Source organism: Paenibacillus durus ATCC 35681 (assembly GCF_000993825.1).
Classification (GTDB): Bacteria; Bacillota; Bacilli; order Paenibacillales; family Paenibacillaceae; genus Paenibacillus_AQ; species Paenibacillus_AQ durus_B.
The window spans coordinates 2,930,091-2,943,069 of sequence record NZ_CP011114.1 but is presented as its reverse complement, the minus strand read 5'-3'; the positions used below and the strand labels follow the sequence as shown (position 1 = coordinate 2,943,069).

Below are 12,979 nucleotides of genomic sequence, written 5' to 3'. Positions count from 1 at the left end.
TTGAATATTGAAGAGTTTCAGGAAGTTCTTTTTGCCAAAGGCCGGGAAGCGGGCTTCACCGAAATGGAAATCTACTATGCGAACGGCCGGTCCACCTCGGTCTCGGTGCTTAAAGGTGAAATTGATGCGTACAACATCGTCGAGAGCGGCGGCCTGTCTTTTCGCGGCCTTATCGGCGGCAAAATGGGCTACTCATCCACCGAGAGGCTGGATAATGAATCCATTGCTTATTTGCTTGACGAAGCGGGAAGCAATGCCGAGGTGCTGGAGAACGAGGAGCCGGAAGAATTGTTTGCCGGTTCCGAACACTACCATTCCGTGAATACCTATTCGGCTTCTCTGATTAAGACTCCCCCCGATCAATTGATCGAAGCCGCCCTTGCGATGGAACGCATTGCCCTGAACGCCGACCACCGCATTGATATGGTTAGGCGCTCCGCCGCCTCGGTCAGCGAAAGCGAAGTACTGATCAGCAATACGAAAGGGCTCAACTGCCACAGACAGCACAGCTCGGCCTCTGCGAGCATTTATGTGCTGGCTAAAGAATCCAAGGATGCGAAGGAGACCGTGACCGGGGGCTGGTTCGATTTCTCTCTGCGCAGCTTTGATGATATTGATCTGGAAGCCGTGGCGCTGACAGGCGTCCGGGAGGCTGTTTCCAAGCTGGGAGCGTCGACGGTGCAGTCGGACAATTATCCCATTATTTTTAGAAATGACGCTGCGACCTCACTGCTGTCAAGCTTCGCTTCGGTGTTCTCTGCCGAGTCGGTGGACAAAGGATTTTCCCGCCTAAAAGGCAAACTGGGCGAGCAGGTGGCGGGGAGTAATATATCGATCATCGATGACCCGCTGATGGTTAATGTGCCGTCAAGCAAGGCGTTCGATGCGGAAGGCAGCGCCACCGCGCGGCATGAGCTGATTAAGGACGGCAGACTGCTTACCTTTTTGCACAACCGTAAAACGGCCCGAAAGGCTGGAGCTGCAAACACGGCTAATGCCGCAAAGGGCGGATACAAAGGCCTGGTCGAAGTTTCGCATCATAACCTGTATATCGCACCCGGAGCAGCTAGCCTTGCGGAAATCATCCGTAAAACGGACCGGGGAATTCTGATCGTGGAGCTTCAGGGTTTGCATGCGGGGACGAATGCGACTTCGGGCAGCTTTTCCTTGGCGGCGATAGGCTATTTGATCGAGCACGGTGAAATCGTAAGACCGGTGAACCAGATTACGGTATCGGGCAATTTTTTTGAGCTGCTTAATGGGATTGAGGAGATTGGAAATGATCTGCGGTTTATCGGCAGCTGCACCTCTCCATCGCTCAAGGTCAGCTCGTTGTCCGTGTCGGGAGCCTGATTCAATCGTATACGGCGCCAAATATAAAGGCGGATGGCGGAGTTCGCCATCTGCCTTTATTAGTGTACGCCCACAGCATAAGATCCCTACGGTGAGAATCCGCAATGGGGCTGTCTTGCCTGCATAATCAGGCACGAATTGTCGGATGAACGTTTTCATTTTCTGTTATTTTAATGATGAAAAGGAGGTTAGATTCATGGATCTGCTCAAAAGTATGAATAGTGCGTTGAAATATATCGAGGAAAATATCGCAGGCGACATCGACATTAAAGAAGCGGCCAAAACGGCCCACTGCTCCGATTTTCATTTTAGAAGAATGTTTTCCTTCCTCGCAGGTATCACGCTATCTGAATATATTCGGCGCAGACGTCTTACTCTGGCGGCATTTGAGCTTCAAGGGAGCAGCGTAAAGATCATTGATATCGCGGTCAAATACGGCTATGACTCGTCGGACGCTTTCGCGAGAGCTTTTCAGAAGCTGCATGGTGTTACACCATCAGAAGCGAGAAATAACGGCTATTTGCTTAAAGCTTTTCCACCGATGACCTTCCAGTTAACCATTAAAGGAGGAAGTGAAATGAACTATCGGATCGAAGAGAAAGAAGCCTTTCGCATTGTGGGGATTAAGAAAAGAGTCCCGATCCAGTTCGAAGGGGTTAACCCGGAGATTGCGGCGATGTGGGAAAGCTTGGATAGCGAAACAATCTGCAGGCTTAAGGGACTTTCCAATGTGGAGCCTAGGGGGCTGATCAGCGCATCCGCGAACTTTTCCGAAGGCAGAATGGAAGAAAAAGGGGAGCTGGATCACTACATTGGCGCGGCAACGACAGAAGAGTGTCCGGCCAGCTTGGCGCAGCTTGAAGTTCCCGCTTTAACTTGGGCGGTATTCGAAGCCATCGGACCTTTCCCCGGTACACTACAGAATATATGGGGGCGCATCTATTCGGAATGGTTCCCGTCCGCGAACTATGAGCAAATGGAAGGTCCGGAAATTCTATGGAATGAGAGTAAAGATGTGGCCTCGTCGACATTTAGAAGTGAAATATGGATTCCGGTGCTGAAAAAATAAGGGATGCGGCACTTAACTTACAATTATAAAGTAAATTTAATTATGTGATTTAGTAATGATTGATTTTTGCGCGATATAATGATAAGATACCGTCATACACGTCGGTATTTATATCGGCTCAAATGAATATGACAATCCTTCAGGGCAGGAAGAGTGTCCCTCATACAGTGAAACCGCCAAAAACCCAGTCATATCAAGGGTTCTTGGCGGTTTTTTTGTGCAGGGAGATGGACTTTGGTAGGGCAATTGGTAGGAAATCAAAGATAATGAAAGTCAACAAGAGGAAGCTATAGGACTTTAACGTAAAAGGTCGTCCATTTTGTTGACTGCGTCACTATGCATGTTAGGCATTAAATGAGAGTACATATCTAAAGTAATCTTGATTGATGAATGACCTAATAATTCCTGGACAACCTTTGGATGAGTCCCTAACGCTAGAAGAAGTGAGGCGCACGTATGGCGTAGATCATGAAAGCGAATTTTACGCATGTTGGTCTTGGTCTGAATTCTTGTCCAGAATTTATGGAAATTACCGATGCTAACGGGTCTGCCATCCGGGTTACAAACGACAAAATCCTCCTCTTTAAATTCTCTGTTGGGCTGCTCACATTCTTGAAGGATCATGGTTTTATGCCGCATCAGTTCTTCTTTCACATAATTTGAAAATGTGATAGAGATTTGCTAAAGCACTATCAAAACCCATTGATATAAGACATCATCATATTGTAACAGGCTCCAGTCAATTCGGCTGGAGCTTTGCTACATCGTAAAACAATACTTCGAGGAACAATACGTAAAAGGGAGGAGTAACTTGTTAAGCCTTATATTACTACATCACACCAGAAGAGTATGAGCAGACTGCTGCACATGGAATCGATGCAGAAATTTTAAAAAAAGATTATTTTATACAGTTTTAGTGACAGAAATCCACTTACTTCGACATAGTGGCTATGATACAGTAAATAAAGAACACAAATGTATATGATTAGAAAATAGTTCATCTATTATTTCATTAGTTAATTTAGATTTAAAAATACAAATTTTAATAAATTTCTAGTAACTAAATTAGGGTCCGAATGAATTTTTGGAGATGATGCAGAGGTTAGAATAAGGAGACTCAACGGGTTTCGAAACTCGACGCAGAAATGGAGGTAGAACGGATGTTGAGAAAGATTGAAGAGTATCGGCTTTCTCCGCAACAAAGACGGATCTGGGAGTTGGGACAGGACGGCCAGCACGAAGCGTTTCTCGCACGCGCGATGATGTTACTCGAAGGAAATGTGGATCGGACGTTGCTTAAAGCTTCGTTGCAGAAGATGGCAGCACGGCATGAAGTCCTACGCACGACGTTCCATGTGTTGCCGGGCACGATGCTCCCGGTGCAGGTGTTGGGGGAAGAGTTTCAAGTGCAGTGGGACGAGTGGGAGTTTGATTCGCAGTTTCAGTCTCCGAATGAACAGCAAGTGTACTTAGATCATCTGTTCGCCAAATTCCCCGGACATTTCTTCAACTTGGAAAAAGGACCTTTGTTTCAAGTTGAAATGGTCACGTTCGCACCGGACAAGCATTTGTTGCTGATCGCTCTGCCGACGATGTTGATCGACAATGCCATCCAGCCGTTCGTCAACGAGTTGACCCGGTCGTATGGGAAGCTTGCAGGCTATACTACCGATGGTGGTGAAGAAGAGGGCATTTCGTATGCGGTGCTGAGCGATAGATATAACGAATTGCTCGAAGCAGAGGATGGCAAAGAAAGACGCGATTACTGGGCTACTCAAGAGTTTACATCGGCTCTTGATATTCATTTGCCATTCGCAAAATCGACACAAAAGGGTATTACTTTTTCACCACGCATGTTGACTTGGGAGGTACCGACGGAAACAGCGGATAGCATGGCCAAATTGGCAGTGGCGGAAGGGACAGAAGTTTCTATTGTTCTTTTGGCTGCATGGCAAGCATTATTGGTTCTTTTGACGAGAGGACCGACGATGGTCGGCGTCGCTTATGACGGGCGTGGCGATGAGGAATTGCTGGCTGTAATCGGGCCGTTGGCACGGTATGTGCCGTTGGCAGGCGGATTTGATCGAGGGGATTCCTTCCGTTCGGTGCTTGGTCTTGTGAAACTGTCTGCCGAAGAGAGCCGGAAGTGGCAAGAAAGTTTCTCTTGGGAAGCGATACAAGCAGATTCGGGTGTGCCGTATCTCCCGTTTGGGTATGACTTTACAGACCTGCAGGCACGTCATACGGCCGGTGATTTGACGTTCACCGTTTTACGGCAATCGGTTTGCTTTGATCTCTTCGACTTGCGCTTGTCGGGGGTAAAGCAAGCAGATGGTAGATTGGTGATAGACTACCATTACAATGAGAATGTGTTGTGTGGTGCGGATCTGGAGCGCTTGTGCAGGTACTTCGAACGATTGATCACACAAGTGATGAACGAACCTGAGTCTCCGATTGGCCGTACTCAGATTATCAGTGAGGAGGAGCAGGAGCAGTTGCTGGTCACTTGGAATCAGACTGGTGTGCAATTTTCGCATCATCAGGCTCTGCACCGACTGTTTGAAGATCAAGTCGCAAAGACTCCGGATCAAATCGCCGTCCTGTTTGGAGAACGGACGCTGTCCTACGAGGAGTTGAACAACAGGGCCAACCGTTTGGCGCGTGATCTGCAAACCAATGGTGTGGTGGCGGGAAAAATCGTAGCGATAGCTTGCCAACGTTCCTTGGACATGATCATTGGGATGCTCGCCGTACTCAAAGCAGGAGGGGCTTACCTGCCGCTCGATATCGACTACCCGATGGAACGTATTGCGTATATGTTGCAGGATTCACGAACGGAGATGTTGTTGACACAGCAAGATTTAGCGGAGCGTTTTGAGGATCAATCGGTGAAAGTAATCTTGCTCGACGATCTGGCAAGGGCAAACTCTGCAACGCAAAAGTGGGATAACCTCGATTTGCATATGACCGACGAACACCCTGCTTACGTCATCTACACGTCCGGTTCGACAGGTCAGCCAAAGGGCATTGTGGTGGGGCATGGGGCTATTTGTAATCACATGCAGTGGATGCAAGCGGAATTTCCCCTTAGTGCTTCAGACCGTGTCCTGCAAAAAACAGCCTTTTCCTTCGATGCCTCGGTTTGGGAGTTTTACGCCCCGCTGCTCACAGGTGCTCAACTAGTGTTTGCCAAACCCGAAACTCAGTTGGACCCGGCGACTCTGCTGCAGGAGATTCAAGAATATCGTGTGACGACTTTGCAAGTGGTGCCAACAATTTTGAGCATGCTTTTGGAGCAAGAAGACTTTGCCAATTGTACGTCACTAACGCGCGTGTTTGCCGGGGGCGAGCAGCTGACGCGCAAGTTGCAAGAACGACTATTCGGAATGTTGCCGAACGTAGATCTGATCAATCTCTATGGCCCGACAGAGTGCTGCATCAACTCTACTTATTGGGTGGCCGAGCGCGGCGGTAGCGGAAATATGGTACCGATCGGCCGTCCGATTGCCAATGCGCAAGTCTACGTGTTGGATGAGTATCAGCTACCCGTGCCGCAAGGGGTTGCTGGTGAATTGTATATCGGGGGTGCAGGTATTGCGATCGGTTATCTTCATCGTCCGCAGCTGACGGCGGAACGATTTGTCGTTCATCCGTTTGCAGAAGGGGAGCGGCTCTACAAAACGGGTGACCTCGTACGCACTCTGCCAGGTGGTGTACTTGAATTCTTGGGCCGCATCGACGATCAAGTCAAACTTCGCGGGTTACGCATTGAATTGGGAGAGATTGAGGCGGTACTACAGCGTCATGAATCCGTGCAACAAGCGGTTGTCCTCCTGCGCGAAGACAAGCCAGGTCATCAGTTACTTGTCGCCTACATCGTCTGCAAGGGAGAGCATCCTCAGGTCCAAGATCTGCGCTTGTTCCTGAACGGACAGCTGCCGGAGTACATGATTCCGTCCTTCTATGTCTACCTTAACGCGTTGCCGTTGATGCCAAACGGAAAAGTGGACCGCAGGCAATACCCACAGCCGGATCTCTATGCCAAAGGATACGGGACTGACTACGTCGCACCGCGCAACTTGATGGAGGAATTGATCGCAGGCATCTGGTCCGAGATCCTGGACCGCTCTGAAGTGGGCGTCCAAAATGACTTCTTTGAACTGGGCGGCGATTCCCTTGCTGCCCTGAAGATCGTAGCACTCTGTAAACGTGAGGGGATTTTTTTGACACCGCAGGATATGTTCAAGCTGCGGCGGATCGAGGAGATCGCAGTGGCCATTGAGGAGCGGACTAACGCTAGAGATCAACAGAAAAGCTGCAGACTACCGATTGGAGGATCGAATTGATGGTTGTTTCGCGTGACGTCAAAGAATACGGCTTGAAGGTGTCCTACACGCAAGAGACCCTTTGGTTGCTTGAACGCATGTGCAGGGAAAGCGGCCCTGCATATAATGAGCCGCTTGTTTTCCAGATGAAAGGTTATCTCGAAGTGGAGTGGTTAGTTCGATCTTTACATCGCTTGGTCGAACGTCATGAGTCACTGCGCACGACGTTCGTGGAAACGGTGGATGGATTGAGAGCCATCGTTCACGACAGCGTGCCCGAGTTTGTAAAAGTCGTCGATCTGCACCACCTGAGCGCTGAGGAAGCCCGGGAGCAGGCCGATGAGAGGATCGCCGATGCGTATAGCCGGCCGTTCGATCTCGCCTCCGGTCCGTTGATTCGTTGGGTCATTATACGGATAACGGAGGAAGAATACGTCCTCGGAATCACGGTCCACCATATCGTGACAGACGGGTGGAGCATGGGAGTCATTTTAGACGAAATTGGTCGGAACTACATCGCCCAGTGCCAGTCCGGACAGCTAGCCGCTCAGCAGCCCGTAGCCTCGTACCACGACTATGTATCACGTTTGCGTCAGGAGTATGATGAGGGGGCGTTCCATGAGAAGATCGAGTACTGGAAGAGTACGCTGCAAGGCAGAACAGACTTGCTGAATCTCCCGGTCGACCGGATTCGTCCTGCCCAGCAGACGTTTAGGGGCTCTACGTACACGGTCAACCTTCCCAAAAGCAAAGTCTCGGGCTTGATGGACAAGTCCTTCCAAGCAGCTGGCACGACAGAGTTTGGCGCAATGTTGTCCGCATACGCCATTCTATTGAATCGCTACAGCAGCCAGAATGCGATCACCATCGGCACGACCGTTCTCAATCGCGATGACTACGACCACTTTGGCACGGTCGGCTGTTTCGTCAACACGGCGGCTCTCACTTTGATGTTGGACGGGGAAATGACGTTCCGGGAGTTGGTTATGCAAGCGTCCGAACGGGCGCTCGAGATGTTGCAACACCAAGATGCGCCGTATCCTAAGGTACTGGAAAGCCTCAACATCGAGCGGGACCCGAGCTACAACCCGGTGTTCCAGACGATGATGACGTTGCTTGGGAAGAAGCCGCAGTTGAAACTCGGTACCGAGATCCTCTGCCAACCTGTGTCATTCAAGCGCACGGGTGCTAAATTCGACCTGCTTCTCTATGTCAGTGATGTGGGGGAATACTTCGAGTTTGAGGTTGAATATAATACCTACCTCTTCGATGCCAACTCAATTGAACGTATGATGAATCATTACTCACACTTGCTGGATCAATTGGCTTTGGACCTTGATGTGAAAATCTCTCGCGTATCGGTCGTACCCAATGACGAGAAGCGTCTGATCCTTGATGTGTGGAACGACACTCAGGTTGAGTACCCGAAGACTAACGTTATCGAGATGATCGAGGCGCAAGTGGTACAGACGCCTGAGGCGGTTGCTGTCGAGTTCAAGGATCGCTCGTTGACATACAGCGAGTTGAACAGCCTAACTAATCGGGTGGCTCGATTCCTTCTGAGCAAGCGGGGGACAAAGGGGGAGTTTGTTGGCGTGTACATGGATCGATCCATCGAGATGGTCGTCGCCCTGGTCTCTATCATGAAGGCGGGTCTCGCGTATGTCCCGATCGATTCAGAGTATCCGGCCGATCGCATCCGCTATATGATCGAAGACTCTGATGTTCCGCTCATTCTCACGCAGGAATGGCACCTAGAGGCGCTGGCGGAATTCAATACGGAGGCCGTTGTGCTCGCCGATTTGGAGTTGTTCGCTTTCGATGAGTCTAATGTGGAGCGCAATTTGGGACCGGATTCGTCCTGCTACATGATCTACACATCGGGATCGACAGGCCGTCCGAAGGGGGTCGTCAACCGGCACGAGGCGCTGTTTAACCGGCTGTATTGGATGCAGAGTGCGTATCGGTTGACCGGCAAAGATCACATTTTGCAGAAGACGCCATTCAGTTTCGACGTATCTGTTTGGGAGTTCTTCTGGCCGCTGATGTTCGGCGCGCGCATCGTGATGGCAGAACCTGGTGGGCATCGTGATCCGGATTATCTGAAACGAGTCATCCAAGAGAAGCAGGTCAGCGTCATGCACTTCGTCCCGTCGATGCTGAATGTCTTCCTTGAAGAAGACAACCTAGCAGACTACTGCGTCTCGCTTCGTCTCGTCTTCTGCAGCGGGGAGGCCTTGTCGTACACGGCGGTCGAGAAGTTCTACGAGACCCTGACTTGCGAACTACACAACCTTTATGGTCCGACCGAGGCTGCCATCGATGTCTCCTATTGGGCCTGCACCCTCGATTATCCGGGTAATGTGGTGCCGATCGGGAAGCCGATCGACAACGTTCAGCTTTATGTGTTGGACTCGCACATGCAGATTCAGCCGATCAAAGCTCCGGGAGAACTGTACATCGGCGGAGTTGCCTTAGCGAGAGGCTACCACAATCGGGATGACCTGACAGAGAAAGCGTTCGTTCCTGACCCATTCTCGACAGAACTTGGAGCTAGGCTCTACAAGACGGGTGATCTCGCTTGCTATCTCCCGGACGGTCAGATACAGTACCTGACCCGCATCGACAACCAAGTTAAGCTGAGAGGGTTCCGCATCGAACTCGGCGAGATTGAGGCTGTCGTACGCTGCATGCCGGGGGTGAGGGACGCGGCTGTCGTAGTACATGAAGCAAAAGGGACAAAGATGCTGTGCGCGTATGTGGTTGCCGATGAATTCGATTCGCAAAAGTCCAAGGAGTGGGTCGCCGATCAGCTACCGGAATTTATGGTGCCACGGGTCTTCGTCCATGTCCCGCAACTGGTGACGACGGCGAACGGGAAACTGGATCGGAAGTGTTTACCAGATCCGTTTGCAGGCCTCGATCTGACCGAGGCGGTCGTCCAGCCTTCCACAGAGCAGGAACGTTTGTTGCTTCAGATCTGGCAAGACGTGCTGAGGCACCAGCAGATCGGTGTCGAAACGAACTTCTTCCGTCTGGGTGGCGATTCGATTCTGAGCATACGAGTAGCTGCGAAGTTGCGGGAAATGGGCTATCAGGTTGAGGTCCATGAGATCTTTGCGAATCCTACCATTCGTCAGCTTGCGAAAAAGTTGACATTGGCGGAGCAGATGGCGGAAGAAGTCATTGCGCCTTTCCAACTCGTCGACGAAGCCGACCGGAAACAGGTCGGTACTGAGATCGAAGATGCATGGCCTCTCGCAACGCTTCAGTCAGGGATGATCTATCACTCGATGCTCCATGAGGAGTCTCCTGTCTATCATGACATTTTTGCCTATGATATCGAAGCGCCAATGCATGTTGAGCTGATGATCAAGGCTCTCCGAGCAGTCGTGGCCAACCGTCCGCAGTTGCGATCGGCCTTTGATCTCGAAGCATTCAGCGAGCCGCTTCAACTCATCTACTCCGAGTTGGAACCACCGGTGGAAATGGCTGACATTCGTCATCTGGCTGTGTCTGAGCAAGATGAAGCCATCGACCGTTGGATCGAAGGCGAGAAGAGACGTGAGTTTATTTTTGCGCAAGCACCGCTTTTCCGGGTTCAGATCCACATCCGGTCGGAGCGCATCTTCAATCTCGGCTTCTCCTTCCATCATGCGATTCTGGACGGATGGAGTGTGGCCTTAGTCCTCAGCGATTTCCTAATAGCTTACGCATACCTCTTGAGCGAAGTGAAGGGAGCGAACCTTATGCTGAAGCAGGAGCAGTTGCTGTACAGCAACTACGTTGCCCTTGAGCAACAGTCGCTGCGTGATCCGGCGCATTGTAACTTCTGGATGAAGAAGGTCTCCGGTGTTTCGCCGACGCTGCTATTTATAGAAGCAGAAAACCACGTGAAACGGAAACCTGGGGTTGTAGCATCGCTTGAGCAGGTGATCCCGGAAAAACTGAGGGCGGAGTTTCAGACTGCCGCCCATGAACTCAACTTGCCGATCAAGAGCGTGCTCCTTGCCATGCATCTCCATGTCCTGAGTCGCTTGGCGGGGACTCGCGATGTCATAACCGGCCTCGTGGTGAACGGCCGTCCCGAAATGCAGGGCGCAGAAGATGTAGCGGGTCTCTTCCTCAATACGATCCCGCTGATGACGGAGTTATCGTCTGACGCTTGGCCATCGGTCTTTCAGAGCGTCTTTGAACTGGAGCAAGAGGCGATGCAATACCGCCGATACCCGCTGGCTGAGATCCTCAAGCGGAGCGGCCAAAAAGAGTTGTTCGACGTCGCCTTCAACTATACGGATTTTCACGTGTATGGGGAGAAAGAACACAGCTCTGTTAAAATCTTGAATGTCCGCTACTTTGAGCAGACCAATCTTCCGGTCGTTGTGCACGCGCATCGAGATCATTTCTCCGATCAACTTCGCTTGACGGTGAACTATGATGTCTCTCGTGTGGATCAAGACCTCGTGCGTCAATACTTGAAACTTTTCCTAGATATCGCAGCCCATGCGATGTCTGACAAGGAAGTCTCCGGGCTGGCCGAAGTGAGCCGCCGTAGAGCGGGAGCACACCACGAGCAAGACGGGGGTACTGAGATAATGCAAGGGCGTCAGGCCCGCGTCGCACCGCGAACCGTCCTCGAAGGACAGGTCGCTGAAATCGTCTCAACGGCGCTGGGTATGAATGACATCTCGATTTATGACGACTTCATGAGGCTCGGAATGGATTCGATCATCGCCATTCGTGTGGTCGCCAAGTTCAAACGGTTAGGCATTAATTTAAGTATTCAGGACGTATTTGAAAAAACGACCATCCAACAACTAGCTGAACTTGGCGAATCCATGTATGGGTCTGGGACGAAGAGCACTCAAATGACACCGTTTGAACTGGTGCCTGAGCAGGAGAGGGTGTTCCTGCCTGATATGGTGGATGCGTATCCGGCCACTGCTATGCAACTGTACATGATTAACAAAAACCAGATCGACCTTGAACAGTCTGTCTATCAAGATGTGTTTGCATATCATCTCGGATTGCCTCTTCATGAAGCCTTGCTTCGCGATTGCTTGGAGCAGCTCTTGCAGGAACACGAGATATTCCGTACGGCCTTTGCGTTCGAGGGGTACTCGATCCCGATGCAACTGGTCTACCGTTCGGTTCAGCTGCATCTCGATGTCACCGACATCAGTTTCTTGTCTGAAGAAGAACAAGCAAAGTCCTTCCGCATATGGTTCGACATGGAGAAGGGGAGCGGATTTGACCTCTCCAAAGCGGAATTGGTCAAATTTTTTGCGCACCGTTGCGGTCCGGAAGATTTCAAGTTGACGTTGAGCTTCCATCATGCCGTTATCGATGGTTGGAGCCTGTCCATCTTCATGCAGCAACTGGTTCAGATGTACAGTGAGGCGATCTCATCCGGCGAAGTAAAACTGCCTCAGATCCCGAAGCTAAAATATCGGGACTATGTGAAGATTGAGCAAGAGAGCCAGACTTCGGAGGAATTGCGCGCTTTCTGGTCGAAGGAGTTGCTCAGTTTCCGGTACAATTCGTTGCTTCGGCCGCAACGAGACGAACAAGGGGCAAGATGGAGCGAGACTCAGGTCTGCTTTGATTCCAAGATGCATGAAAACCTTGGTAGTCTGTCGAAACGTCTCGGTGTTCCGATGAAGGACGTACTGCTAGCTGGGCATCTGGCGGTCATAAGCCAGTTGTGCAGAGAGAAGGATGTGCTGACGGGCGTGTTCACAAATGGGAGACTGGAAGAAGAGGAAGGGGAAAACGTCCTAGGAATGTTCCTGAACTTTTTGCCGTTCCGGCAAGAGATCAGCGGACAGACGTGGGGAGACCTTATTCAGGAGACGTTCGAAACGGAACGTCGGTGCCTTCGGTATAGACGGTATCCGCTTGCCAGCATCCAAAGCGACTTTGGGCAAGAGCGACTATTTGAGACAGTATTTAACTATACGCATTTCAAGCATTACTCGGATCTCACATTGAAGGGCATCCAATGGTTTGAACACACTGACTTCAATCTGCTGACCAACATGGGCCACGATCTGCAAAACAGGCTCGTCCTAACGCTGAATGCTGATGGCCGTGTGCTGTCGAAGCAGCAAGTGGAAATCATTGGACAGATGTATGAAGCGGTCTATACCAGGATGATCGAAGATGCGGAGGCTCGTGTTGAACTGAATATGCAAGAGATTGGTCGGGTCTTATACTCAATGATGATATAAGG

General features: G+C 50.7%; 5 protein-coding genes. 4 read left to right on the top strand and 1 reads right to left on the bottom strand.

Translation table 11 applies throughout. The annotated features are described in order from the left end of the window. Together VK70_RS13500 and VK70_RS13495 are read left to right on the top strand one after the other, a co-directional pair. Window positions 1-1,353 (top strand): TldD/PmbA family protein, encoded by a 1,353-nt coding sequence (locus tag VK70_RS13500; protein WP_025695907.1) that lies wholly within the window; start codon window positions 1-3, stop codon window positions 1,351-1,353. Window positions 1,354-1,549: 196 nt separating this feature from the next. Then, window positions 1,550-2,422 carry an AraC family transcriptional regulator gene (locus VK70_RS13495; protein ID WP_025695908.1) on the top strand — a complete coding sequence of 291 codons (873 nt, stop codon included), beginning with the start codon at window positions 1,550-1,552 and terminating at the stop codon, window positions 2,420-2,422. Between the two features lie 297 nt (window positions 2,423-2,719). Here the strand turns inward: VK70_RS13495 and VK70_RS13490 are convergent, their stop codons facing one another. Then, window positions 2,720-3,046: a tyrosine-type recombinase/integrase gene (locus tag VK70_RS13490; protein WP_233277686.1), complete on the bottom strand. Its 327-nt coding sequence runs from the start codon at window positions 3,044-3,046 to the stop codon at window positions 2,720-2,722. A 536-nt stretch (window positions 3,047-3,582) separates the two neighbouring features. Between VK70_RS13490 and VK70_RS13485 the strand changes: the two genes are divergently transcribed. Next, window positions 3,583-6,768 (top strand): non-ribosomal peptide synthetase, encoded by a 3,186-nt coding sequence (locus tag VK70_RS13485; RefSeq protein ID WP_025695910.1) that lies wholly within the window; start codon window positions 3,583-3,585, stop codon window positions 6,766-6,768. Next, window positions 6,768-12,977 (top strand): non-ribosomal peptide synthetase, encoded by a 6,210-nt coding sequence (locus tag VK70_RS13480; protein WP_025695911.1) that lies wholly within the window; start codon window positions 6,768-6,770, stop codon window positions 12,975-12,977. The genes VK70_RS13485 and VK70_RS13480 overlap by 1 nt, the downstream gene beginning before the upstream one ends. The last annotated feature ends 2 nt before the right edge of the window (window positions 12,978-12,979 follow it).